The organism is Streptomyces sp. NPDC107550, assembly GCF_055639095.1.
Window position 1 is genome coordinate 1 of record NZ_JBVKBC010000003.1, and the last position, 23851, is coordinate 23851.

A 23851-nucleotide genomic window follows, 5' to 3' on the forward strand; every position below is an offset into this window, starting at 1 on the left:
CCTCCGTGCGGTGTGTTCCTAGACAGCTCCACCACATCGGAGGTCTTCGCCATGTTCAAGACCCACCGGTGTCAACAACGCTCGTGATCAATACACCTAGCGCCCTCAGCGGGCTGCGGTCAGTGCTGCGGTCAGTCCTTGATCTCGCAGATCGCGGCGCCCGACGTGAGCGACGCGCCGATCTCGGCGGACAGGCCCTTGATCGTGCCGGACTTGTGCGCGTTGAGCGGCTGCTCCATCTTCATGGCCTCCAGGACGACGATCAGGTCGCCCTCCTTGACCTCCTGGCCCTCCTCGACGGCCACCTTGACGATGGTGCCCTGCATCGGGGACGCGAGGGTGTCACCGGAGGCGGCCGGGCCGGACTTCTTCGCCGCGCGCCGCTTCGGCTTGGCGCCCGCGTTCAGCCCCGTACGGGCCAGGGACATGCCCATGCCGGCCGGCAGGGAGACTTCGAGGCGCTTGCCGCCGACCTCGACGACGACCGTCTCGCGGCCCGCCTCGTCCTCCTCCGCGTCGGCGGCGGGGGCGGCGAACGGCGGGATGTCGTTGACGAACTCCGTCTCGATCCACCGCGTGAACACGGTGAACGGCTCGTCGGAGCCCGTCAGTTCGGGCGCGAACGCCGGGTCGGTGACGACCTTGCGGTGGAAGGGGATGGCGGTCGCCATGCCCTCGACCTCGAACTCGGCGAGCGCCCGCGAGGCCCGCTGGAGGGCTTCCTTGCGGGTGCGGCCGGTGACGATCAGCTTGGCGAGCAGCGAGTCCCAGGCCGGGCCGATGACCGATCCCGACTCGACACCCGCGTCCAGGCGCACGCCAGGACCCGAGGGCCCGTCGAACTTGGTGACCGTGCCGGGCGCGGGCAGGAAGTTGCGCCCCGGGTCCTCGCCGTTGATACGGAACTCGAAGGAGTGGCCGCGCAGTTCGGGGTCCCCGTAGCCGAGTTCCTCGCCGTCGGCGATGCGGAACATCTCGCGTACGAGGTCGATGCCGGCGACCTCCTCGGTGACCGGGTGCTCCACCTGGAGACGGGTGTTGACCTCCAGGAAGGAGATCGTGCCGTCCGCGCCGACGAGGAACTCGACGGTGCCGGCACCGACGTAACCGGCTTCCTTCAGGATCGCCTTCGACGCCGAGTAGAGCTGCTCGACCTGGGCGTCCGACAGGAACGGCGCCGGGGCCTCCTCCACCAGCTTCTGGTGGCGGCGCTGGAGCGAGCAGTCACGGGTGGAGACGACCACCACGTTGCCGTGGGTGTCGGCCAGGCACTGCGTCTCGACGTGGCGCGGCTTGTCGAGGTAACGCTCGACGAAGCACTCGCCCCGGCCGAACGCGGCGACCGCCTCACGCACCGCCGAGTCGTACAGCTCCGGCACCTCTTCGAGGGTCCGGGCGACCTTCAGACCACGGCCGCCGCCGCCGAACGCGGCCTTGATGGCGATGGGCAGGCCGTGTTCGCGGGCGAACTCGACGACCTCGTCGGCGCCCGAGACCGGGTCCGGCGTCCCCGCGACCAGCGGGGCGCCCGCGCGCTGCGCGATGTGCCGGGCGGCGACCTTGTCACCGAGGTCCCGGATCGCGTGCGGCGGCGGACCGATCCAGATCAGGCCCGCGTCCAGCACGGCCTGCGCGAACTCCGCGTTCTCCGACAGGAACCCGTAGCCCGGGTGGATGGCGTCCGCGCCGGAGTCCTTCGCCGCCTGGAGGACCTTCTGGATGTCCAGGTAACTCGTCGCGGGGGTGTCACCACCCAGCGCGAAGGCCTCGTCGGCCGCGCGGACATGCAGAGCGTCCCGGTCCGGATCGGCATAGACGGCAACGCTCGCGATCCCGGCGTCCCGGCACGCCCGGGCCACGCGGACAGCGATTTCGCCACGGTTGGCGATGAGCACCTTGCGCACGATGGCTCCCTCCTTGAAACAAGCCGAGTTTAGGGACTGCCGACACGCGCTTACGACCCGTCCCCAAGGGTGAGCTTGCCCACACGGAGTGTGATTCGAGGCCCGCTCGGTCCATGAAATCCCTTGTCGCGCATGGGTGTGCGGGATTCCTCGGTGGAACCCTAGCGCCCTGATGTGGCCAAGGTCTCTGTGCGACCGTGCTGCGGCCTGTCGGCTTTCTTTGTCGAGTCCCTACGAATGGCCCAATCAATCTTTGCCCCCGGCAGAACCCTTGTCCGGAGGTTTACCCGTTAGTAGCGTGCGTGATGGCTCGAACATACTGCTGGTAACAGGGTCTGAAGGTGGGTGGGACCGGTGGCACGCAGACCGGTGGCATGGGTGAGTGCGATCGTGCTGTTCGCGGAGGCGTTCGGCGTCGTCCTGCTGAACTGGTTCCTCGGCCTGGTCGTGGATCACCAGGAGATGTCCATGGCGGGCCTCGACCCGCGCGCCATGTCGGTCGGCGCGTGGATCGCCGGCGCGGTCTTCGGCCTCTACCTCGTGGCGTGCGCGGTGGTGCTGCTGCGTACGGCGCTCACGGACCGGGCGCCGGGCGGCTTCGGGCGCATCCTGCTGATCAGCGCGGCCGTCGTGCACGGGCTGCTCGGCGCGTTCTCCATCGGCCTGGTGGGCTGGCTCGCGTTCGTCTTCATGATGGTCGTGCTCGGGCTGCTCGTGCTCACCCTCGTCGCCTACGACCGGTACGAGAACGCGGGCGCGGCGGCGGGGAGCGCGCGCGGGGACGGGCCCGCCGCGCCCCCGGACGGGCCCGCTAGCGGGCCGGAGCCCACAACTCCGTGACGCTGATGCCGAGTTCGCCCAGCAGGCGGCGCAGGAGCGGCAGCGACAGGCCGATCACGTTGCCGTGGTCGCCGTCGATGCCGTCGATGAACGGCGCGGAACGGCCGTCCAGGGTGAACGCGCCCGCCACGTGCAGCGGTTCGCCCGTCGCCACGTAGGCGGCGATCTCGTCGTCGCTGGGCTCGCCGAAGCGGACGACCGTGGAGGCGGTCGCGGAGGCGTACCGGCCGGTGGCGGTGTCGTAGACGCAGTGGCCCGTCTGGAGGGTCCCGGCGCGCCCGCGCATCGCCTTCCAGCGGGCGGTGGCCTCCTCGGCGTCGGCGGGCTTGCCGAGCGCCTGGCCGTCGAGGTCGAGCACGGAGTCACAGCCGACGACGACCGCGCCGCGCACCTCGGGGCGGGCGGCGACCACGGACGCCTTGGCCTCGGCGAGCGCGAGGGCCAGTTCGGCGGGGGTGGGGGCGGTGACGGCGTCCTCGTCGACCCCGCTGACGATCACCTCCGGGGTGAAGCCGGCGGTGCGCAGGAGGCCGAGCCGGGCGGGGGACTGGGAGGCCAGGACTAGGCGGCGCTGGGTGCTCATGGGGTCAGCGTAAGGGCCCGCCCGCTACAGGAAACCCAGGACCAGCATCGCCACGAACATGCACAGGGCCAGCACCAGACCTGCGCGGCGCAGCATCTCCTGCGTTTCGCGCAGCTCCTTGGGGGGCTTGTCCTCGGGGTCCGACCACAGCACGTCTCCGATGGTGCGCCGGAACGAGCGGCCCCGCCTGAGTACGCATACTCAGGCCCCCACTCATTCCGTCCCGGGACTTCCAGCACCGGTCACTTCCAGCGCCGGTCAATTCAAGCCCCTCCGGCGATTGAGGAGCGGGGTCTGGGGCGGAGCCCCAGGGTCCGTCGCCGGGTGCGGGTTTCGTCGTGGCTGGTCGCGCCGTTCCTCGCGCCCCTTACGGGGCCTACGTGGGCCAGAACGTGCGGGGCCAGGCCGTGGGGCCGGGGGGCGGGACGCGGCGGTGGGCGATGCGGCCCGGATCCGCCCACGCGTCCCGCGCCGCCACGACCTCCCCCGCATCCGGCACCGCCGCAGCCCGCGCCCTGACCACCGCCAGCGCGGCGGCCAACTCCTCGGGGGTCGGGTTGCCCCGTACGACCTTGATCATCATGCCCGGGCTCCTAGGACTCCTAGAGGGGAATGTTGCCGTGCTTCTTCGGAGGCAGGGATTCCCGCTTCGTACGCAACTGACGCAGCCCCTTGACGACATGGGCCCGCGTGTCGGACGGCAGGATCACCGCGTCGATGTACCCGCGCTCCGCCGCCGTGTACGGGTTCAGCAGCGTGTCCTCGTACTCCTGCACGAGCCGGGCCCGCGTCGCCTCCACGTCGTCCGCCGCGGCCAGCGTCTTGCGGTGCAGGATGTTGACCGCGCCCTGCGCGCCCATCACCGCGATCTGCGCGGTCGGCCACGCCAGGTTCAGGTCGGCGCCGAGGTGCTTGGAGCCCATGACGTCGTACGCGCCGCCGAACGCCTTGCGCGTGATGATCGTGATGAGCGGCACGGTCGCCTCCGCGTACGCGAAGATCAGCTTCGCCCCGCGCCGGATGATGCCCTCGTGCTCCTGCTCGACGCCGGGCAGGAACCCGGGCACGTCGACGAAGGTCAGCACCGGCACGTTGAACGCGTCGCAGGTGCGCACGAACCGCGCCGCCTTCTCCGACGCGTGGATGTCGAGGCAACCCGCGAACTGCATCGGCTGGTTGGCGATGACACCGACCGGCCGGCCCTCGACACGGCCGAAGCCGGTGAGGATGTTCGGCGCGAACAGCGACTGCGTCTCGAAGAACTCCCCGTCGTCCAGGACGTGTTCGACCACCGTGTGCATGTCGTACGGCTGGTTCGCGCTGTCCGGCACGATCGTGTCCAGCTCGCGGTCCTCGTCGGTGACGGTGAGGTCCGCCTCCTCGGGGAAGGCCGGCGGCTCGCTCAGGTTGTTCGAAGGCAGGTACGACAGCAGCGACTTGACGTACTCGATGGCGTCCTTCTCGTCGCCCGCCATGTGGTGCGCGACGCCGGAGCGCGCGTTGTGCGCCCGCGCGCCGCCCAGCTCCTCGAAGCCCACGTCCTCGCCGGTGACCGTCTTGATGACGTCCGGGCCGGTGATGAACATGTGGCTCGTCTGGTCGACCATGACCGTGAAGTCGGTGATCGCCGGCGAGTACACGGCGCCGCCCGCGCACGGGCCCACGACGAGGCTGATCTGCGGGATGACGCCGGAGGCGTGCGTGTTGCGGCGGAAGATCTCGCCGTACATCCCGAGGGCCATGACGCCCTCCTGGATGCGGGCGCCGCCCGAGTCGTTGATGCCGATGACCGGACAGCCGGTCTTCAGGGCGAAGTCCATCACCTTCATGATCTTCTGGCCGAAGACCTCGCCGAGGGCGCCGCCGAAGACCGTGAAGTCCTGCGAGAACACGGCGACCGGGCGGCCGTCGACCGTGCCGTACCCGGTCACGACGCCGTCGCCGTACGGCTTGTTGGCGTCGAGGCCGAAGTCCGTGGAGCGGTGCCGTGCGAATTCGTCCAGCTCCACGAACGAGTCCTCGTCGAGCAGCAGATCGATCCGCTCACGGGCCGTCAACTTGCCCTTGGCGTGCTGCTTCTCGACGGCGCGGGCCGAGCCCGCGTGCGTCGCCTCGTCGATCCGGCGCCGCAGGTCCTCGATCTTCCCTGCGGTGGTGTGGATGTCGATCTCTTCGGACATCGGGGAGCGGCTCCCTGCCTGGACGGTTCTCGGGGAACAGAAGGAAAAGGATGCGGGTGGGCTACTGACTCGTAGGGTAGTGGGGCGGATACGGTTCGGCAGTGCGGCGTTTCCCACACCTAGGGTGGGTTGCATGACGCCGCGAGATGGTTCAGACGTACCCCTCAACCGCTGGTCCGACCTGGACCGGCCGCCCCTGCGCGAGGCCGGCCTGCGCCGCTCCCTGCTGAGCCGCGACGGCCTGTGGACCTCCCTGGACGTCGTGGACCGTACGGGTTCCACGAACACGGATCTGGTGGGGCGGGCCGGGGCCGGGCCGGTCGCCGAGGGGACCGTGCTCATCGCCGAGGAGCAGGACGCGGCGCGCGGGCGTCTCGACCGGCGGTGGTCGGCGCCGCCGCGCTCCGGGATCTTCCTGTCGTTCCTGGTCAAACCCGGTGACCATGAGGTGCCCGTGACCCGGTGGGGGTGGCTGCCGCTGCTCACCGGGGTCGCCGTGGCGAGCGCGCTGTCGGCTGCCGCCGGGGTCGATACGGGGTTGAAGTGGCCGAACGACGTGCTGGTCACCGTCGACGGTGAGGAGCGCAAGGCCGGGGGGATCCTCGCGGAGGGGGCCGGGGACGGCGGGGTCGTCATCGGGGTCGGGCTCAACGTCTCCCTGCGGGCGGAGGAACTGCCGGTGCCCCAGGCGGGGTCGCTGGCGCTGGCGGGGGCGGGGGTTCTTGACCGGGAGCCGATCGTGCGGGCCGTTCTGCGGTCGTTCGAGCGGTGGTATCTGCGGTGGTGCGCGGCGCAGGGGGAGCCCGGGGTCTCTTCCGTGCAGGAGGCTTACGCGGCGGGGTGTGTGACGCTCGGGCGGCGGGTCCGGGTGCTGTTGCCCGGGGGGCGGGAGTTCGTGGGGGAGGCGGTGGGGGTCGACGGGGACGGGCGGCTTCTTGTGGTGGCGGAGTCGGGTGAGCGGCGGGCGGTGGACGCGGCCGACATCCTCCACCTCCGCCCGGCGTAGTTCTCCGGGTTGCCACTTGTCCGCGGGCCGGTGGGTGCCTGGTCGCGCAGTTCCCCGCGCCCCTGGGGAGTCCTCCGGCGGAGGCCCGCTGACCTGAACGTTGCGCAGTTCCCCGCGCCCCTGAGGAGCGGGGCTTCGCCCCAGCTCCCCGGGGGAGGAGGTGGCGACGCAGTCGCCCCGACAGGGGCGCGGGGAACTGCGCGACCAGCCACGTCGGAGTCGAGGACGAAGAAGACCACGGGCAGGTCCGCCCGCCCTGGGTGAGGGAAGGACACGGGTGGTGGGAGTGATGTGGCCCACAGGCGCTGCCGTATGGTTGAGCCCGGTCGATACCTGACCGCGGCAGATCGGAAGGGCAGCAGGCGTGACCGTCGACGACTCGGGCTCCGGCACGGGCACCCCACCCGACCCCGAGCCCCCGGAGCGCCGGAACCCCCTGGAGGGCCCAGAACCCCCCGAGGGGGACGAGAAGGACCCGGCGGACCCGCTGGCGCTGCGCCTGGAGGGGCTGATCCTCGGGGCGGAGCGCCGTTACACCCCGTTCCAGGCGGCCCGCAGCGCCGGCGTCTCCATGGAACTGGCGTCCCGCTTCTGGCGGGCGATGGGCTTCGCGGACATCGGCCAGGCGAAGGCCCTGACCGAGGCGGACGTCCTGGCGCTGCGCCGCCTCGCGGGTCTCGTGGAGGCGGGCCTGCTCAGCGAGGCGATGGCCGTGCAGGTCGCCCGGTCCACGGGCCAGACGACCGCCCGCCTCGCGGAGTGGCAGATCGACTCGTTCCTTGAGGGCCTGACCGAGCCGCCCGAGCCCGGCATGACCCGTACGGAAGTGACGTATCCGCTGATAGAGCTGCTCCTGCCCGAGTTGGAGGAGTTCCTCGTCTATGTGTGGCGCCGCCAGCTGGCCGCCGCGACCGGCCGTGTCGTACAGGCCGGTGACGACGAGGAGATGGTGGACCGCAGGCTCGCCGTCGGGTTCGCGGACCTCGTCGGGTTCACCCGGCTGACCCGGCGCATGGAGGAGGAGGAGCTGGGCGAGCTGGTGGAGGCGTTCGAGACGACCGCCGCCGACCTGGTCGCCGCGCACGGCGGACGCCTGATCAAGACGCTCGGCGACGAGGTCCTGTACGCCGCCGACGACGCGGGCACCGCCGGGGAGATCGCCCTGCGCCTGATCGAGACGATGAGCAACGACGAGACGATGCCGGAACTGCGCGTCGGCATGGCGTTCGGCACCGTCACCACCCGGATGGGCGATGTCTTCGGCACGACCGTCAACCTGGCGAGCCGCCTCACCTCGATAGCGCCCCGGGACAACGTGCTGGTGGACGGCGCCTTCGCCAAGGAGCTGATCCGTACCGGCGACGCGCCGACCTCGGAGTCGCAGGCCGCCGCCGAGGCGCAGAAGGCCGAGGAGTCGGGCGAGCAGCCCCCCGCGTACCGGTTCGCGCTCCAGCCGATGTGGCAGCGGCCCGTGCGCGGCCTCGGTGTCGTGGAGCCCTGGACGCTGGCCCGCCGCACCTGACACCCTTGACGGTTAACTGGCGTTAACCAGAAGGGCGAGTCATGGGTGATGAGCAGCGGTTCGGGGAGTTCGTGGTCGTACGCGGGCACGAGGACGGGACCGTCGCCGAGGTGGTGCTCGACCGGCCGAAGGCCATGAACGCGGTGTCGAGCGCCATGGCCCGCTCCCTCGGCGAGGCGTGCGCGCACCTGGCCGGGCCGGAGGGGAGCCGGGTGCGGGCGGTCGTCGTCACCTCCAGCCACGAGCGGGCGTTCTGCGTCGGCGCCGACCTCAAGGAGCGCAACTCCTTCTCCGACGCCGAGCTGGTCCGCCAGCGCCCGGTCGCGCGGGCCGCGTACACCGGCGTGCTCGATCTGCCGATGCCGACGATCGCGGCCGTGCACGGCTTCGCCCTCGGCGGCGGCTTCGAGCTGGCCCTCGCCTGCGACCTGATCGTCGCCGACGACACGGCCGTGGTCGGGCTGCCGGAGGTCTCCGTGGGCGTGATCCCCGGCGGCGGCGGTACGCAGTTGCTGCCGCGCCGCGTGGGTGCCGCGCGCGCGGCCGAGCTGGTCTTCACGGCGCGGCGGGTCGCTGCGGCCGAGGCGGGCGAGCTGGGGCTCGTCGACCAGCTCGTCGCGGCGGGCGAGGACCGGGAGCAGGCGCTCGCGCTGGCCGCGCGGATCGCGGCGAACTCGCCGGTGGGGCTGCGCGCCGCGAAGAAGGCGCTGCGCCTCGGGCACGGCCTCGACCTGCGGGCGGGCCTGGAAGTGGAGGACGCGGCGTGGCGCTCGGTGGCGTTCTCCGGGGACCGGGCGGAGGGCGTGGCCGCGTTCAACGAGAAGCGGGCCCCGCGCTGGCCCGGCGAGTGACACCGGCGAAGCGCCCCCGGCGCGTGACTGCGGAGAGTCACCCCCGGCGCGCCGCCCCCGCTCGGGCTGTACCGGTACGCGCTGTAACCGTACGAGCTGTACCGGTACGGGCGTACTGAATCCACCGAAATGCCGGAAACGTTCCTACGCTGGGCGCATGGGAGAGGACGACCGGCTGGGTGCCGTGGTCACGCTCGCGCAGGGCATGGCCGCCGCGCAGAGCCCGCGCGAGTCCTGGCGGGCGGCGGCACTGGGCGCCTGCGAGGCCCTGACCGGGTCGTTCGCGGCCCTGTCGGTGTGGGAGCGCGAACGCAGCAGGCTGCGGGTGCTGGTCAACGTGGGGGAGCGGGCGCCCGACGAGGCGGAGTTCCCCGAGGACGAGGCGTATCCCGTGCACCGGTTCCCGGAGATCACCGAGTTCCTGCACGAGCGGTGGGCCGGGGGCGGTGAGCCGGACGCCTGGGTGGAGACGGCCGAGGGGCCCGTCGAGACGGCCGACGGGTCCGCCGAGGGCGCCGGGTACTGCCATCAGCGGGTCGCCGCGCTGCGCCGCCGCCGGCGCGGATGCTGCGTGGTCGCGCCGATCGTGCTGCACGGGCGCGCGTGGGGCGAGCTGTACGTGGCGCGGCCGGTCGGCGCGCCCGTCTTCGGGGCGCAGGACGCGGCCTTCGCCACCGTGCTCGCGGCCGTCGTCGCCGCCGGGATCGCCCAGACCGAGCGGCTGGAGGAGGCCCGGCGGCTCGCGTTCACCGACGCGCTGACCGGCCTCGCCAACCGGCGGGCCGTCGACATCCGGCTGGACCGGGCCGTCGAGCGGCACATCGACGACGGCAGCGTCGTCAGCCTCGTCGTCTGCGACCTCAACGGCCTCAAGCGGGTCAACGACACCCTCGGGCACGCGACCGGCGACCGCCTGCTCGAACGGTTCGGCTCGGTGCTCTCGCTGTGCGGCGCGATGCTGCCCGGGGCGCTGGTGGCCCGGCTCGGCGGCGACGAGTTCTGTCTGCTGGCCGTCGGGCCGTCCTCCGACGAGGTGGTCCGCGTCGGCGACGAAGTGTGCGCCCGCGCCGCCGAGTTGGAACTGGGCGACGGAGTCGCGTGCGGGATCGCCTCCACCGGTGACCCGATCGGGGAGGTGCGCAGCGCGTGGCGGCTGTTCCGGCTCGCGGACGCGGCCCAGTACAAGGCCAAGTTCCTGCGCGCCGACAGGCCGGTGGTGGCGGGCCGGGACGGCGGGCTCGACGACCCGGTCGTCCGGCTCGCGGACTCCCCGCCGCCGGTCCAGGACGAGGGGGAGCGGCGCCGGATCAGGGGGCTGGAACCGGACGCCTGAGGCGCTGCTCCCGTCAGGCCTCCAGGGCGCGGCCCCTGCGTACCGAGTACGCGACGAAGCCCACCCCGAGCCCGAGGAAGGCGGAGCCCCCGACGACGTACGGGGTCGTGTCGACGGTGCCGGTGTCGGCCAGCCGGAGCTGGGAGTCCGACTGGGCGCGCACCTCGGTCGCGGTGCGGTGCCGGTCGGCGGCGGGGGTGTGCTCGGGGGTCGCTGTCGCGTTCGGGACGAACCAGAGAGCGGCGAGGACGGTCCCGGCGGCGGTGGCGGTGAACAGTGATCGGCGTGCGGCGGACACGGAAGCGATCCCCCTTGTGGCGCTGGCGAATTGGCCGTGTGCGCTGATGTTAGTGAAAGGGGCGGGTCACGGGAAAGCCGCGGGGGTGGCTGCCCGTACGCTCCGCGGTATGAGCACTGATGACACGTCACGTTTTGTTCGCCTGAAGGTGGAATTGGTCCTGGAGGTGGCCGACGCCGAGGCGCTGACCGGGGCCGCGCTCCAGCGCGTCGCCGACGACGCGGCGATGCCCGCCGACGAGCGCGCGCACGCCGAGAGCGCCGTCCAGGAGGACGAGGCGGAGGCCGTGGCCTATCTCGTCGACCCCTTCGACCTGGTCGGCGACGTGCCGGGCGCGGAACTCGTGCAGGCGTCCTGGTCCAGCGAGCAGGTCGACTACGACCCCGATTCGCCCGACTGGGACCTGGACGAGGATGATGAGGGGGAGGACGGCGTGTAGACGCCGGCCGCGGCAGGGCGGACCAGGGGCGGACGAACCCCGGGCGGCAACCGCGGCCCGGGGTTTCGTCGTCCCTCGTGGGGGAGTCACTCAGGGGGACCTCGTGACCATCGGGGCTCCTGTGACCATCGGGGCTCCCGGGGCGTCCGGGAGGCCCGTTACCACCGGTGCGCGGATGGTCACGGCCACCGCGAACGTGGTGTCCCCCACATCGGGGCAGTTTCGGGAACGGGATCAACCGGTCACGACGTTGTGTACGGGTATGGGGAACGTCTGTGTTCTCCACGGCCCGCTGAAGCAACTCGGGCAGCTCGGGGATGTCGGGGAAATCGGCGACTATGGAGAAGCGTGTGATGACGGACAGTAAGCGGCGCAAGGGCCTGATGGCCGCGTCCGCTCTGCTCGGCGGTGTGCTGGTGCTCTCTGCGTGCAGCGGGGGCGACGGCGACAAGGGAACGTCGAGCGGAAAGAAGGAGTCGCAGGCGCAGGCCGACGAGGCCGCCGCCAAGAAGACCTCCGAGGCCGAGATCAGGATCTCCCCGAAGGACGGCTCCGACAACGCGAGCATCAACAGCGCCGCGAAGGTCACCGTCCGCAAGGGCACGCTCACGAACGTCACGATGACGACCGCCGCCGGCACCGCCGTACCCGGTCAGATATCCGCGGACAAGAAGAGCTGGAAGCCCACCGGCCAGCTCGACCGCTCGACCACGTACAAGATCGCGGCCGAGGCCAAGGACGGCGAGGGCCGCGTCGCCCACGAGAACGCGTCGTTCACGACCGTCTCCCCGGCCAACAGCTTCATCGGCAACTTCACGCCGGAGGACGGCTCGACCGTCGGCGTCGGCATGCCGGTCTCGATCACCTTCGACAAGGCGATCACCAACAAGGCCGACGTGCAGTCCCACATCAAGGTCTCCTCCAGCAGCGGCCAGGAGGTCGTGGGCCACTGGTTCAACGCCAACCGCCTGGACTTCCGCCCGCAGGACTACTGGAAGGGCGGCTCGACCGTCACCCTCAAGCTCGACCTCGACGGCGTCGAGGGAGCCAGCGGCGTGACCGGCGTGCAGCAGAAGACCGTCACCTTCAAGGTCGGCCGCAACCAGGTCTCCACGGTGGACGCGAAGACCAAGCAGATGACCGTCACCCGTGACGGCAAGGTCGTCAGGACCATCCCGATCTCCGCCGGATCGCCCGACAACAAGACGTACGAGGGCCAGATGGTGATCTCCGAGAAGTTCAAGGAGACCCGGATGAACGGTGCGACGGTCGGCTTCACCGACGACGACGGCAAGGGCGAGTACGACATCAAGGACGTGCCGCACGCCATGCGCCTGTCGAACTCCGGCACCTTCATCCACGGCAACTACTGGGGCGCGAAGTCCCTCTTCGGCTCGGTCAACACCAGCCACGGCTGCGTCGGCCTGTCCGACACCAAGGGCGCGGGCGACCCGAGCACCCCGGGTGCCTGGTTCTACAACAACTCGATGGTCGGTGACGTCGTCATCGTCAAGAACACCGGCGACAAGACCGTCCAGCCGGACAACGGCCTCAACGGCTGGAACCTGGACTGGGCCGCCTGGAAGGCCGGCTCCGCCGTCTGACCCCGGCCGCCGGCGGGCCTGAGCCCCCGGCACCCCGCGAAGGCCCCGGTACGCGCGCGTGCCGGGGCCTTCGCGCGTCCTCATCCCCTTCTCATGGCTGCCTCACGCAACGCTTACAGCGCCTTTCTAGCGTGCCGCTGATCCCCTTTTCAGCGCGCCCCGGACCGGGGCGGACACGACGGCGAGGCACCCATGTTTGTCACCTACCTCCGGCGCGAACTGCGCCGCCGCAGAAGGGCCGCGCTCGTCGTCGCCTGCGGACTGGCGCTCGGCATCGCGCTGGTGATCGTCGTCGGCTCGGTCTCCGCCGGCATGGGCCGCGCCCAGGACAAGGTCCTGCAGTCGCTGTACGGGCTCGGCACCGACATGACCGTCACCAAGGCCACCGCCGCCCCCAAGGCGGGCGACAGCGGGCGCCCGCGCTTCAGCTTCGACGCCCGCGACAGCGGCGACTCCAAGGAGCAGTCCAGCGACCGCGTCATGGTCCAGGGCTTCCAGACCCTCGCCGCCTCCACCGTCGCCCGCGTCGGCGCCCAGGACGGCGTCGCGCAGGCCGTGGGCGGGCTCAGCCTGCGCGTGATGAAGGTCAGCGGCCAGTTCACCCGCGGCCAGTTCAAGCAGGGGCAGGGGCAGGGGCAGGGGCAGGACGGCGGTGCGCCCGGCGCGGGCGGCGGCGCGCCGCAAGGCCGCGTGGAGGGCGGCGGCGCCGCGTTCGACGTCAACTCCTTCTCCGTGTACGGCACCGACGTCACCCACCGCACGCTCGGCCCGCTGACCTCCTCGAAGATCACCGCAGGACGCACCTTCACGGCAGCGGAGTCCGACGCGAAGGTCGCCGTGGCCGACGCCTCGTACGCGAAGCAGAAGAAGCTCACCGTCGGCGGCCAAGTCACCGTCAAGGGCACCTCGTTCAAGGTCATCGGCATCGCCACGCCCGACAGCGGCGACGCCGCCGCCGACGTGTATCTGCCGCTCAAGCGCGCCCAGAGCCTCGCCGGCGTCAAGGACAAGGTGACGACGGTCTACGTCAAGGCCACCGACTCCCAGCGCACCGCCGCCGTGAAGACGGCCGTACGCGAGAACGTGCCCGGCACCACCGTGACCACCTCCGCCGACCTGGCCGACACCGTCTCCGGCTCCCTGTCGACGGCCGCGTCGCTCGCCTCGACCGTCGGCCGGTGGCTGTCGGCCGTCGTGCTCGCCGCCGCGTTCCTCGTCGCCGGGCTGCTCACCTCGTCGGCGGTCTCCCGACGGGTGCGCGAGTTCGGCACGCTCAAGGCGCTCGGCTGGACCTCAGGACGCGTCACCCGGCAGGTCGTCGGCGAGGCCATGGTCAACGGGCTGCTCGGCGGCGTCCTCGGCATCGCCGTCGGCCTCGCGGGCGCGTACGCCGTCACCGCGATCAGCCCGACGCTCTCGGCCCAGATCGGCGGCGGCGGTCAGCCGGGCGGCGGCGCGGGCGGCCTCGGCGGCATGCGCGGGCCCGGCGCCGCGAGCCGCAGCCTCGACGTCGCCCTCACCGCGCCCGTCTCCGCCACCACGCTGGCGCTCGCGGTGGGGCTGGCCGTCGCGGGCGGGCTCGTCGCCGGGGCGTTCGGCGGCCGGCGGGCCTCCAGGCTGCGGCCCGCGGACGCGCTGCGCCGCGTCGAGTGACGCCCCATCCGCCCCTTCTCCCTCACGTATCGCAGGAGTTGCACCATGTATCAGCTCACGGGCGTCACCAAGCAGTACCGGCGCGGCAAGGACACCGTCGACGCGCTCGCCGGGATCGACCTGACCATCGGCGCCGGCGACCGGCTCGTCATCCAGGGCCCGACCGGCGGCGGCAAGTCCACGCTGCTCCAGATGCTCGGCGGGCTCGACCGGCCGAGCGCGGGCAGCGTCGAGTTCGACGGCACCGACCTGGCGCGGCTGCCCGAGGCCCGGCTGACCCGGGTCCGCGCCGAGTCCATCGGGTTCGTCTTCCAGTCCTTCAACCTCATCCCCACCCTCGACGCCCAGGAGAACGTGGAGTGCGCGCTCGTCCCCCTCGGCATCGGCACCGCCGACCGGCGCGAGCGGGCCGCGCAGGCGCTCGCCTCCGTCGGCCTCGGGGAGCGGCTGCGGCATCTGCCCTCGGAGCTGTCCGGCGGGCAGCAGCAGCGCGTCGCCATCGCCCGGGCGCTCGTGAAGAACCCCAAGGTCCTGCTCGCCGACGAACCCACCGGCAACCTCGACGAGTCGACCCGGGACGAGATCATGGACGTACTGGAGGAGCGGTGCCTGGAACACGGGCTGACGTTCGTCATGGTCACCCATGACTCCGCCCTCGCCCGCAAGGCGGCCCGCGTCGCCACGCTCCGGGCCGGCCGGGTGAGCGTCGCCGAGAAGACGGCCGACCGGAAGGCATCCGTCCGCAAGCCGCCCGGTCAGGAGGCCACTGGCCAGAAGATCCCCGGCTGAAAAAAGTGGGCAACCATTCCCCCCTCTCGAACATCTCTACGCAGGGGGCCGATCACGGCCCCTGATCGGTGAACCACCTTCACCAGGGGGAAAGTTGCACAGACAGGTACATATGCGGACCCGGCGGGGGGCCATCGCCGTGGCCGGGGCCGCCGCAGTGGCGCTCGCCGCAGGACTCATGTCCTCGCCGGCGGGCGCTGCCGTCTCCGGCGGCCCGAGCGCCGCCCACCAGGACCTGAAGCCCAAGCGCCAGGTCACGCTCATCACGGGCGACCGGATCTCGCTGAACGCCAAGGGCAAGCCCGTCGGCCTCCAGCGCGCCGAGGGCCGGGCCCACATACCCATCCAGACCCGCACCTTCGCCGGCCACACCTACGTGGTGCCGCTGGACGCGCAGCGGCTGATCGCCGAGGGCAAGCTCGACCAGCGTCTCTTCGACGTCACCGAGCTGTCCAAGGCGTCGTACCGCAAGGCGCAGAAGAAGGGCCTGCGGGTCATCGTCGGCTACAAGGGCGCCGCCACCGCCGCCCGCGCCGATGTGCGGGACGCGGGCGACACCACCGTCCGCCGCAGCCTGCGCTCGCTCAACGCGGACGCGGTCACCACGCCCAAGGACGACGCGAACCACCTGTGGGACGCCGTCACCAACGGCAAGGGCGCGACCGCCTCCGGCGTCAGCCGCATCTGGCTCGACGGCCTGCGCCGCGCGAGCCTCGACAAGTCCGTGCCGCAGATCGGCGCCCCCACCGCGTGGGCCGCCGGCTACACCGGCAAGGGCGTCAAGATCGCGGTCCTGGACACCGGCGTCGACGCCACGCACCCGGACCTCAAGGGCCAGGTCACGGAGTCGAAGAACTTCTCGGCCGCGGCGGACGCCACCGACCACTTCGGCCACGGCACGCACGTCGCGTCCATCGCCGCCGGTACGGGCGCCAAGTCGGGCGGCAAGTACAAGGGCGTCGCCCCGGACGCGAAGCTGCTGAGCGGCAAGGTCCTCGACGACGACGGCTACGGTGACGACTCCGGCATCCTCGCGGGCATGGAGTGGGCGGCCGGGCAGGGCGCCGACATCGTCAACCTGAGCCTCGGCGGCCCCGACGCCCCCGGCATCGACCCGCTCGAGGCCGAGGTCAACAAGCTGTCGCAGGAGAAGGGCATCCTGTTCGCCATCGCGGCGGGCAACGACGGCCCCGACTCCATCGGCTCGCCCGGCAGCGCGGACGCGGCACTCACCGTCGGTGCCGTGGACGACAAGGACAAGCTGGCCGACTTCTCCTCGACCGGCCCGCGCGTCGGCGACGGCGCGATCAAGCCGGACGTGACCGCTCCGGGCGTCGACATCACGGCCGCCGCCGCGCCGGGCAGCGTCATCGACAAGGAGGTCGGCGAGAAGCCGGCCGGCTACCTGACCATCTCGGGTACGTCGATGGCGACCCCGCACGTCGCCGGTGCCGCCGCGATCCTCAAGCAGGAGCACCCGGACTGGACGTACCAGCAGCTCAAGGGCGCGCTGGTCGGCTCCACGAAGGGCACGTCGGGGCTCACGCCGTTCGAGCAGGGCAGCGGGCGCATCCAGGTCGACAAGGCCATCAAGCAGACCGTCTTCGCCGAGCCCGTCTCGGTGAGCTTCGGTGTCGCGCAGTGGCCGCACACGGACGACCCGAAGGTCACCAAGCAGGTCACCTACCGCAACACGGGCACCGAGGACGTCACGCTCGACCTGTCGGTCGCCGGGTACAACCCGAAGGGCCAGGCCGCCCCGGCCGGCTTCTTCACCCTCGGCGCGAACAAGGTGACGGTCCCCGCGGGCGGCACCGCCTCCGTGGACCTGACCACCGACACGAAGCTCGGCGGCACGGTCGACGGCGCGTACTCGGCGTACGTCACGGCCAAGGCCGGCGACCAGGCCGTGCGGACCGCCGCCGCGGTGCAGCGCGAGGTCGAGTCGTACGACGTGACGCTCAAGCACCTCGGGCGTGACGGCAAGCCCGCGACGGGCTACGACACGAGCCTGCTCTCGTACGACTACGAGAACTACGCCGAGGCCGAGGGCCCCGGCGACGGCACGGGCGTCGTCAAGCTGCGCGTGCCCAAGGGCACGTACCTGCTCAACGAGTACCTGACGGTCGACCCCGCGGACTTCTCCAAGGGCGCCGACTGGCTCGTCCAGCCCAAGCTGAACGTCAACAAGAACCAGACGATCACCCTGGACGCGCGCACGACGAAGCCGGTCGACGTGACGGTGCCGACGAGCGGCGCCAAGCCGATCCTCGCCGCCCCGGACCTCACCATCGAGACGAACGACACCGCGATGGGCACGGGCTGGCTGCTGGACTCGTACAGCAACTTCCGCACCGCGCAGGTGGGCGCCGACCCGACCGGCGTGCGGCTGTCGCAGTCGTGGACCGGTACGTGGACGAAGGGTGCCACCGAGGAGTACGACACGCTCTCCGGCGGCCCGGTCAAGCGCTTCTCCACCGGCTACACCAAGAAGTACAAGGCGTCCGACCTGGCCACCGTCAAGGTGAACATGGGCGCCGCCGCCTCCGGCAAGTACGGTGAGGCCAGCGCGTTCGGCATGCTGGCCGACGGCTCCGGCGGCTGGGGCGTCTCCGTCCCGCAGAAGACCCCGGGCACCCGCACCCTGCACCTGTCCACCGGCGACAAGGCCGTGTGGGGCCTGGACTTCACGCAGTCCCGCAAGGCTGCCGACGGGTCGCTGATCCCGGAGGCCGCGTACACGCTGGGCGCGGCGCAGAAGTTCACCGGCGGCAAGTCGTACAGCAAGACGTTCAACACGGCCGTGTTCGGGCCGCGTATCGGCGGCGAGTTCGGTGTCCTCCGCGAGGGCAACGAGATCACCGGGTACCTGCCGGTGTTCGCCGACGGCCAGACGCACGCGGGCTCGTCCGACTTCACCTCGGTCGCCACGACCCTGTACCGCAACGGCACCAAGGTCGGCACCAACGCCGACCCGCTGTTCGGCGACACGCCCTTCAAGGTGCCCGCCGGTGACGCCGCGTACAAGCTGACCACGTCGGTCAAGCGCAGCGTCAAGGTCGCCGCGGCCACCACCCGCGTCGACGCGAGCTGGGAGTTCCGCTCGAAGGCGGGCCGCGGTCTGACCAAGCTGCCCGTCTCCGGCATCCGCTTCGCCGCGGTCACCGGCCTCGACAGCAGGGTCACCGCCGGCAAGACGCAGTCGATCCCGGTCACCGTCCAGGGTGCCGCCGCCGGTCGTAACCTCAAGTCCCTCTCGGTGTACGTGAGTTACGACTACGGCCAGACCTGGAAGAAGGTCACCGTCAAGAACGGGAAGATCTCGGTCAAGAACCCCGCCAAGGGCAAGGCCGTCTCGTTCCACGCGAAGATCGCCGACAAGAAGGGCAACAAGTCGACGATCTCGATCTACAACGCCTACTACGGCAAGTGACCGTGTGAGGTGCTGAGATGAACCCGGGGGGCGGGTGGACGGCGACGTCCACCCGCCCTCACGGCGTTCCGGGGCCCTTGCCGGCGGGCGTCCCGTCGTCCGCGCCCACCCGCGTCGCGTCCGCGCCCCAGCTCGCCAGCAGGCGCAGCGCCTCGGCGGACGGCGAGCCGGGCTCCGCGTAGTACACGCTGAGGAACTGCCCGGAGTCGTCCGGCAGATGAAGCGTCTCGTAGCACAGGGTGAGGTCACCGACGAGCGGGTGGTGCATCCGCTTGACCCCGTGCCCCTTCTCCTTCACGTCGTGATTGGCCCACAGGCGGCGGAACTTCTCGCTCTTGACCGACAACTCGCCGACCAGCGCCGACAGTTCCGGGTCGTCCGCGTGCTCGCCCGCGTACAGGCGCAGATAGCTCACCATGTCGGACGCCTTCGACTCCCAGTCCCGGAACAGGACCCGGTAGTCGGGGTCGAGGAAGGTCAGACGCGCCCAGTTGCGGTCGGCGGGCGCGAGCCGGCCCCAGTCGCCGAACAGCGCCGCAGCCATCGCGTTCCACGCCAGGATGTCCGAGCGGGCGCCGCCGATGTACGCGGGCACGCCCTCCATCGTGTCGAGGAGCTGCCGCAGCGCCGGGCGCACCTGCTGCCGCGCGGGCCGGGCCGACCTGCGCCTGCGCTGCTCCTTCGGCTTCGCCAGATGCGTCAGATGCGCGTGCTCCGCGTCCGAGAGCCGCAGCGCGCGGGCGATGGAGTCGAGGACCTCGGCCGACACATTGCGCCCGTTGCCCTGTTCGAGCCGCGTGTAGTACGCCACCGATACCCCGGCGAGCTGGGCCAGCTCCTCGCGGCGCAGCCCCGGCACCCGGCGGCGCCGCCCGACGACCGGCACCCCCACGTCCTCGGGCTGGAGGCGGGCGCGGCGGCTGCGCAGGAACTCGCTCAGCTCGGCCCGCCGGTCCAGGCTGGGCCCGTCCACGGGCTCGGGAGCCTCGGCGTTGTCGTCCATGCTCTCCAGTATTCCCGGTCCTACCACTGGGAGCCTGTCCCCGTCAGTAGTAGGACCACTGGTCGTACGCAAAGCGTTGACCTGGGTAAACCTCGCGCGAGACGGCACGCTGGAGCCATGACCACGACTGTTGCCGCATACGCAGCGCCCAGCGCCAAGGCCCCGCTGGAGCGCACCACCATCGAGCGCCGGACGCTCGGCGCGCACGACATCATGATCGACATCAAGTTCGCGGGCATCTGCCACAGCGACATCCACCAGGCCCGCGAAGGCTGGGGCGAGGCGATCTTCCCGATGGTCCCGGGCCACGAGATCGCCGGCATCGTCAGCGAGGTCGGCGACGAGGTCACCGCGTACCAGGTCGGGGACCGCGTCGGCGTCGGCTGCCTCGTCGACTCCTGCCGCCAGTGCGACAACTGCCGGGCCGGCCTGGAGCAGCACTGCACCGACAGCGGCTACGGCTCCGGCTCGACGTACAACGCCATCGGCCGCGACGGCACCCCGAACCAGGGCGGCTACGCGCAGAAGATCGTCGTCGACGAGCGGTACGCGCTGCGCATCCCCGACGGGCTCTCCCTGGACGTGGCCGCGCCGCTGCTGTGCGCCGGCATCACCACGTACTCCCCGCTCAAGCACTGGGGCGCGGGCCCCGGCAAGAAGGTCGCCGTCGTCGGGCTCGGCGGCCTCGGGCACATGGCCGTCAAGATCGCGCACGCGCTCGGCGCCGAGGTGACCGTCCTGTCGCAGTCGCTGCGCAAGAAGGACGACGGCCTCAAGCTGGGCGCCGCCCACTACCACGCGACCAGCGACCCGCGGACCTTCACCGACCTCGCGGGCAGCTTCGACCTCATCCTGTCCACGGTCTCCGCGCCGCTGGACTTCGGCGGCTACCTCGGCCTGCTCAAGACGGGCGGCGCGCTGGTCAACGTCGGCGCCCCCGAGGAGCCGATCGCCCTCAACCTGTTCTCGCTCATCGGCGGCAACAAGACGCTCGCCGGGTCCATGATCGGCGGCATCGCCGAGACGCAGGAAATGCTGGACTTCTGCGCGGAGCACGGGCTCGGCGCCGAGATCGAGCTGATCGAGGCGAGCCAGGTCAACGAGGCGTACGAGCGGGTCCTCGCGTCGGACGTCCGCTACCGGTTCGTGATCGACACGGCGACGATCTGACCCGGAGCGGGGTTCCGGGGCCGGTATGACCGGGCCTGTATGACCTCGGAGGTAATCGACGCCCTCCCCGGGTCCGGCCAGGATGGTGCGCATCAGCCGCGCCACCGGGCGCCGGGACCGAGGAGGGCTCGACCATGACCGCCTACGCCATCGCCGTGCTGCGCCCCACCGCTCCACTGCACCCCGAGGTCATCGAGTACATCGAGCGTGTCCAGTCCACGTTCGGGCCGTTCGGCGGGCGGTTCCTCTCGCATGCGAAGCAGGGGGAATGGCTGGAGGGTGAGCCGCTCGGTGACATCGTGCTCGTCGAGTTCCCCGACATGGAGCGGGCCCGAGCGTGGTACGCGTCCGCGGTCTATCAGGAGATCCTGCCTCTGCGCACTCGTCACATCCCCGGCGAAACACTCCTCCTGGACGGGGTCCCACCCACGTACGACGCGGCTCGCACAGCAGCGACCCTCCGCGCGGCGCGCCGCTAGGGGCCGGGAGCCGACGCTGAGGCCAACTCCCTCAGGGGCGCGGGGAACTGCGCGCTCAGCCACGACGCACCCGGCACTCTGGGGCGCTGCCCCAGGCCCCGCTCCTCAAGCGCCGGAGGGGCTGGAAGTTGGCGCTCAGGCCAACTCCCTCAGGGGCGCGGGGAACTGCGCGACCAGCCACGACGCATCCGGCACTCTGGGGCCCTGCCCCAGCCCCCGCTCCTCAATCGCCGGAGGGGCTGGAAGTTTGGCGCTGGGGCCGACTCCCTCAGGGGCGCGGGGAACTGCGCAAAAAGGTCAGCGCCCCGCGCTCACGAACTCGGGCCCGCTCGGACTCAGGCTCAATCGGACGCGCCCCGCACCCCCAAACCCCTCAATGAGAAAGTGACGCCGGGCTGCCCCCATTCGCCTCGAACCCGGCGACGGCCAACGCCCGATACACCGCATACGCAGCCGCAGGATCCTCCTCCGAGGTCCAGGGAATCGCCCCGATGTGCCCATCGACATGCACAAGCTGCTCCATCGCCTCGCGCCACCGCTCCGCCCGCACGAGGAAGAACACCAGCAGATGCCGCACATGCGCGAGCATGGGATCGTCGGGCCGCGCCGCGCCGACCGCGAACAACGCCCCCTGCAACGCCTTGCCGACGACCTCACTCTCGTAGAACCCGCGCACGAGGTTCACGTCGGGCAGATGCTCGTACAGCGCGAACAGCGGCAACGCCGGCAACAGCGACCCGCGCGGCGCCCGCGCGGCCGCCGCCTCAGCGAACGAGAACGCCTCCTCGCGCGAGCCGTGCCACTTCTCCGTCCAGTAGCGCAGGCCCGCGAGATGCGCCCCCATGTGCCCCGGCGCCGTGTCCAGGATCTTCAGCCACACCTGCTCGAACTCCTCGCGCGAGTAGCCGAGCCCGCGCGCCACCGCCAGATGCGTGATGTGCGGCACCGGATCGCCCGGCGCGAGCAGGGCCGCCTGCTCACACGCGTCCCGCGCCTCTTCGAGCACGATCCGCTGCTCGTCGGGCGTGCCCCCGCCGCGCCACGCCTGCTGCACCAGGAACTCCGCGAACACCTGCGCCCCGCCCGCGTCCTTCGGCTGCTGCGCCCGCCAGGCCTGCAGCCACCCCGCGCCGAGCCGGGGCGTGCGCTGCGCCTCCAGCGCGGCGGCGCCCGCGACGGCCTGCACCCGCTCCCAGCGCGCCTCGGTCTCCTTGCCGGTGCCGGCCAGCAACTGTGACGCCGCCGTGAAGTCCTGATTACGCTGCACGACCGCCATCACGTCGAGCAGGTCCTGGTCGGGGCCCGGCAGCCGCACGTCCAGGTCCTCCTGCCGTACGAAGCCGTACTCGGCCGGATCCGCGGCGTCCGGCGAGCCGGGGGCGACCTGCCGGATCCCGCCCCGGCGGCGCAGCATCACCACCCAGGCGATCATCAGCACGGCCATGAGCCCCCAGATAATTCCCATGACCCCACGCTAACCGAGCCCGAAGCGGGACGTACGGGGGCGGCGGAGCGCCTACGCTCGGGGCCATGAGCGACACGCACACCCCCGGCGGCAGCGCCCGCGGTTTCGAGACGACCGCCATCCACGCCGGCAACACGGCCGACCCCGTCACCGGCGCCGTCGTCCCCCCGATCTACCAGGTCTCCACGTACAAGCAGGACGGCGTGGGCGGGCTGCGCGGCGGCTACGAGTACAGCCGCAGCGCCAACCCGACCCGTACCGCACTCGAAGAGAACCTCGCCGCCCTCGAAGGCGGCCGGCGCGGGCTCGCCTTCGCGTCCGGTCTCGCCGCCGAGGACTGCCTGCTGCGCACGCTGCTGAGCCCCGGCGACCACGTCGTCATCCCGAACGACGCCTATGGCGGCACGTTCCGGCTGTTCGCCAAGGTCGTCTCGCGCTGGGGCGTCGAGTGGTCGGTCGCCGACACCAGCGACCCGGCGTCGGTGCGGGCCGCGCTGACCCCGGCCACCAAGGCGATCTGGGTCGAGACCCCCTCGAACCCGCTGCTCGGCATCACCGACATCGCCGCCGTCGCGCAGATCGCGCGGGACGCGGGCGTCCGTCTCGTCGTCGACAACACGTTCGCCAGCCCCTACCTCCAGCAGCCCCTCGCGCTCGGCGCGGACGTCGTCGTGCACTCCATGACGAAGTACATGGGCGGCCACTCCGACGTGGTCGGCGGCGCGCTCGTGGTCAGCGACGACGCGCTCGGCGAGGAACTGGCGTACCACCAGAACGCGATGGGCGCGGTGGCCGGCCCGTTCGACTCCTGGCTGGTGCTGCGCGGCATCAAGACGCTGCCCGTGCGCATGGACCGGCACAGCGAGAACGCGGGCCGCGTCGTGGAGATGCTCAGCCGCCACCCGCGCGTCACGAAGGTCCTCTACCCGGGCCTGCCCGACCACCCGGGCCACGAGATCGCCGCGAAGCAGATGAAGGCGTTCGGCGGCATGGTCTCCTTCCAGGTCGAGGGCGGCGAGGAGGCGGCCGTCGCCGTCTGCGACCGGGCGAAGCTGTTCACGCTCGGTGAGTCCCTCGGCGGCGTCGAGTCCCTGATCGAGCACCCGGGCCGTATGACGCACGCCTCGGTCGCCGGTTCGGCCCTCGAAGTCCCCGCCGACCTCGTGCGCCTGTCCGTGGGCATCGAGTCCGCCGACGACCTGCTGGCCGACCTCCAGCAGGCCCTGGACGCCAAGTAGCGGCCCGCCCCGCGTGGCCCGGCACCGGCAGGCCGGCCGGGTCGCGCGGGCTCACCAGCCC

21 protein-coding genes are annotated in these 23851 nt (G+C 71.6%); 13 read left to right on the plus strand and 8 right to left on the minus strand.

The annotated features are described in order from the left end of the window. Positions 1–131: 131 nt before the first annotated feature. Positions 132–1904: an acetyl/propionyl/methylcrotonyl-CoA carboxylase subunit alpha gene (locus tag ACZ7LY_RS05090; protein ID WP_471623131.1), complete on the minus strand. Its 1773-nt coding sequence runs from the start codon at positions 1902–1904 to the stop codon at positions 132–134. A 345-nt stretch (positions 1905–2249) separates the two neighbouring features. On the opposite strand from ACZ7LY_RS05090, the gene ACZ7LY_RS05095 reads away from it, so the two are divergent. Beyond that, the gene (locus ACZ7LY_RS05095; RefSeq protein WP_471623132.1) at positions 2250–2744 is read left to right on the plus strand and encodes a hypothetical protein; all 495 of its coding nucleotides are present in this window, start codon (positions 2250–2252) and stop codon (positions 2742–2744) included. Here ACZ7LY_RS05095 and ACZ7LY_RS05100 read toward each other — a convergent pair. The 4 genes from ACZ7LY_RS05100 to ACZ7LY_RS05115 all read right to left on the minus strand — a co-directional run bounded on the left by ACZ7LY_RS05100 (position 2716) and on the right by ACZ7LY_RS05115 (position 5507). Next, positions 2716–3327, minus strand: a complete 612-nt coding sequence (locus ACZ7LY_RS05100) for a nucleoside triphosphate pyrophosphatase (protein ID WP_471623133.1) — start codon at positions 3325–3327, stop codon at positions 2716–2718. The genes ACZ7LY_RS05095 and ACZ7LY_RS05100 overlap by 29 nt on opposite strands. A 24-nt stretch (positions 3328–3351) precedes the next feature. Beyond that, entirely contained in the window at positions 3352–3480 is a 129-nt protein-coding gene (gene mmpB, locus ACZ7LY_RS05105; RefSeq protein WP_471623134.1) for a morphogenic membrane protein MmpB, read from the minus strand. Between the two features lie 223 nt (positions 3481–3703). Continuing rightward, positions 3704–3910, minus strand: coding sequence for an acyl-CoA carboxylase subunit epsilon (locus tag ACZ7LY_RS05110; protein WP_471623135.1), 207 nt, complete (start codon positions 3908–3910; stop codon positions 3704–3706). A gap of 19 nt (positions 3911–3929) precedes the next feature. Then, positions 3930–5507: an acyl-CoA carboxylase subunit beta gene (locus ACZ7LY_RS05115; RefSeq protein WP_471623136.1), complete on the minus strand. Its 1578-nt coding sequence runs from the start codon at positions 5505–5507 to the stop codon at positions 3930–3932. Positions 5508–5640: 133 nt separating this feature from the next. On the opposite strand from ACZ7LY_RS05115, the gene ACZ7LY_RS05120 reads away from it, so the two are divergent. The 4 genes from ACZ7LY_RS05120 to ACZ7LY_RS05135 all read left to right on the plus strand — a co-directional run bounded on the left by ACZ7LY_RS05120 (position 5641) and on the right by ACZ7LY_RS05135 (position 10219). Continuing rightward, positions 5641–6513: a biotin--[acetyl-CoA-carboxylase] ligase gene (locus tag ACZ7LY_RS05120; RefSeq protein ID WP_471623137.1), complete on the plus strand. Its 873-nt coding sequence runs from the start codon at positions 5641–5643 to the stop codon at positions 6511–6513. A 364-nt stretch (positions 6514–6877) separates the two neighbouring features. Then, the gene (locus ACZ7LY_RS05125; RefSeq protein WP_471623138.1) at positions 6878–8035 is read left to right on the plus strand and encodes an adenylate/guanylate cyclase domain-containing protein; all 1158 of its coding nucleotides are present in this window, start codon (positions 6878–6880) and stop codon (positions 8033–8035) included. A gap of 41 nt (positions 8036–8076) precedes the next feature. Beyond that, positions 8077–8886 carry an enoyl-CoA hydratase/isomerase family protein gene (locus ACZ7LY_RS05130; RefSeq protein ID WP_471623139.1) on the plus strand — a complete coding sequence of 270 codons (810 nt, stop codon included), beginning with the start codon at positions 8077–8079 and terminating at the stop codon, positions 8884–8886. Positions 8887–9043: 157 nt separating this feature from the next. Next, the gene (locus tag ACZ7LY_RS05135; protein WP_471623140.1) at positions 9044–10219 is read left to right on the plus strand and encodes a GGDEF domain-containing protein; all 1176 of its coding nucleotides are present in this window, start codon (positions 9044–9046) and stop codon (positions 10217–10219) included. Between the two features lie 13 nt (positions 10220–10232). On the opposite strand, the gene ACZ7LY_RS05140 is transcribed toward ACZ7LY_RS05135, so the two are convergent. Then, the gene (locus tag ACZ7LY_RS05140) at positions 10233–10517 is read right to left on the minus strand and encodes a hypothetical protein (protein ID WP_471623141.1); all 285 of its coding nucleotides are present in this window, start codon (positions 10515–10517) and stop codon (positions 10233–10235) included. Between the two features lie 109 nt (positions 10518–10626). On the opposite strand from ACZ7LY_RS05140, the gene ACZ7LY_RS05145 reads away from it, so the two are divergent. The 5 genes from ACZ7LY_RS05145 to ACZ7LY_RS05165 all read left to right on the plus strand — a co-directional run bounded on the left by ACZ7LY_RS05145 (position 10627) and on the right by ACZ7LY_RS05165 (position 18435). After that, positions 10627–10956 (plus strand): hypothetical protein, encoded by a 330-nt coding sequence (locus tag ACZ7LY_RS05145; RefSeq protein WP_471623142.1) that lies wholly within the window; start codon positions 10627–10629, stop codon positions 10954–10956. A 353-nt stretch (positions 10957–11309) separates the two neighbouring features. Beyond that, positions 11310–12560, plus strand: a complete 1251-nt coding sequence (locus ACZ7LY_RS05150) for a L,D-transpeptidase (protein WP_471623143.1) — start codon at positions 11310–11312, stop codon at positions 12558–12560. A 192-nt stretch (positions 12561–12752) separates the two neighbouring features. Further along, complete coding sequence (locus tag ACZ7LY_RS05155) at positions 12753–14213, plus strand: ABC transporter permease (RefSeq protein ID WP_471623144.1); 1461 nt, start codon at positions 12753–12755, stop codon at positions 14211–14213. A gap of 45 nt (positions 14214–14258) precedes the next feature. Then, positions 14259–15002, plus strand: a complete 744-nt coding sequence (locus ACZ7LY_RS05160; protein ID WP_471623145.1) for an ABC transporter ATP-binding protein — start codon at positions 14259–14261, stop codon at positions 15000–15002. 112 nt (positions 15003–15114) lie between these two features. Beyond that, the gene (locus ACZ7LY_RS05165; RefSeq protein WP_471623146.1) at positions 15115–18435 is read left to right on the plus strand and encodes a S8 family peptidase; all 3321 of its coding nucleotides are present in this window, start codon (positions 15115–15117) and stop codon (positions 18433–18435) included. Between the two features lie 58 nt (positions 18436–18493). Here the strand turns inward: ACZ7LY_RS05165 and ACZ7LY_RS05170 are convergent, their stop codons facing one another. Continuing rightward, complete coding sequence (locus ACZ7LY_RS05170; protein WP_471623147.1) at positions 18494–19438, minus strand: helix-turn-helix domain-containing protein; 945 nt, start codon at positions 19436–19438, stop codon at positions 18494–18496. 117 nt (positions 19439–19555) lie between these two features. On the opposite strand from ACZ7LY_RS05170, the gene ACZ7LY_RS05175 reads away from it, so the two are divergent. Then, positions 19556–20608, plus strand: coding sequence for an NAD(P)-dependent alcohol dehydrogenase (locus ACZ7LY_RS05175; protein WP_471623148.1), 1053 nt, complete (start codon positions 19556–19558; stop codon positions 20606–20608). A 134-nt stretch (positions 20609–20742) separates the two neighbouring features. Continuing rightward, positions 20743–21087, plus strand: coding sequence for a DUF1330 domain-containing protein (locus ACZ7LY_RS05180; protein WP_471623149.1), 345 nt, complete (start codon positions 20743–20745; stop codon positions 21085–21087). A gap of 373 nt (positions 21088–21460) precedes the next feature. Here ACZ7LY_RS05180 and ACZ7LY_RS05185 read toward each other — a convergent pair whose 3' ends face one another. Further along, positions 21461–22552: a hypothetical protein gene (locus ACZ7LY_RS05185; protein WP_471623150.1), complete on the minus strand. Its 1092-nt coding sequence runs from the start codon at positions 22550–22552 to the stop codon at positions 21461–21463. Between the two features lie 65 nt (positions 22553–22617). On the opposite strand from ACZ7LY_RS05185, the gene ACZ7LY_RS05190 reads away from it, so the two are divergent. Beyond that, positions 22618–23790, plus strand: a complete 1173-nt coding sequence (locus tag ACZ7LY_RS05190) for a cystathionine gamma-synthase (RefSeq protein ID WP_471623151.1) — start codon at positions 22618–22620, stop codon at positions 23788–23790. The last annotated feature ends 61 nt before the right edge of the window (positions 23791–23851 follow it).

Excerpts from the sequence above, each read along its gene's own strand:
- ACZ7LY_RS05100 (WP_471623133.1), bottom strand. The coding sequence starts at position 3,327 with ATGAGCACCCAGCGCCGCCTAGTCCTGGCCTCCCAGTCCCCCGCCCGG.
- ACZ7LY_RS05110 (WP_471623135.1), bottom strand. The coding sequence starts at position 3,910 with ATGATGATCAAGGTCGTACGGGGCAACCCGACCCCCGAGGAGTTGGCC.
- ACZ7LY_RS05115 (WP_471623136.1), bottom strand. The coding sequence starts at position 5,507 with ATGTCCGAAGAGATCGACATCCACACCACCGCAGGGAAGATCGAGGAC.
- ACZ7LY_RS05120 (WP_471623137.1), top strand. The coding sequence starts at position 5,641 with ATGACGCCGCGAGATGGTTCAGACGTACCCCTCAACCGCTGGTCCGAC.
- ACZ7LY_RS05130 (WP_471623139.1), top strand. The coding sequence starts at position 8,077 with ATGGGTGATGAGCAGCGGTTCGGGGAGTTCGTGGTCGTACGCGGGCAC.
- ACZ7LY_RS05135 (WP_471623140.1), top strand. The coding sequence starts at position 9,044 with ATGGGAGAGGACGACCGGCTGGGTGCCGTGGTCACGCTCGCGCAGGGC.
- ACZ7LY_RS05145 (WP_471623142.1), top strand. The coding sequence starts at position 10,627 with ATGAGCACTGATGACACGTCACGTTTTGTTCGCCTGAAGGTGGAATTG.
- ACZ7LY_RS05150 (WP_471623143.1), top strand. The coding sequence starts at position 11,310 with ATGACGGACAGTAAGCGGCGCAAGGGCCTGATGGCCGCGTCCGCTCTG.
- ACZ7LY_RS05155 (WP_471623144.1), top strand. The coding sequence starts at position 12,753 with ATGTTTGTCACCTACCTCCGGCGCGAACTGCGCCGCCGCAGAAGGGCC.
- ACZ7LY_RS05160 (WP_471623145.1), top strand. The coding sequence starts at position 14,259 with ATGTATCAGCTCACGGGCGTCACCAAGCAGTACCGGCGCGGCAAGGAC.
- ACZ7LY_RS05165 (WP_471623146.1), top strand. The coding sequence starts at position 15,115 with ATGCGGACCCGGCGGGGGGCCATCGCCGTGGCCGGGGCCGCCGCAGTG.
- ACZ7LY_RS05170 (WP_471623147.1), bottom strand. The coding sequence starts at position 19,438 with ATGGACGACAACGCCGAGGCTCCCGAGCCCGTGGACGGGCCCAGCCTG.
- ACZ7LY_RS05175 (WP_471623148.1), top strand. The coding sequence starts at position 19,556 with ATGACCACGACTGTTGCCGCATACGCAGCGCCCAGCGCCAAGGCCCCG.
- ACZ7LY_RS05180 (WP_471623149.1), top strand. The coding sequence starts at position 20,743 with ATGACCGCCTACGCCATCGCCGTGCTGCGCCCCACCGCTCCACTGCAC.
- ACZ7LY_RS05185 (WP_471623150.1), bottom strand. The coding sequence starts at position 22,552 with ATGGGAATTATCTGGGGGCTCATGGCCGTGCTGATGATCGCCTGGGTG.
- ACZ7LY_RS05190 (WP_471623151.1), top strand. The coding sequence starts at position 22,618 with ATGAGCGACACGCACACCCCCGGCGGCAGCGCCCGCGGTTTCGAGACG.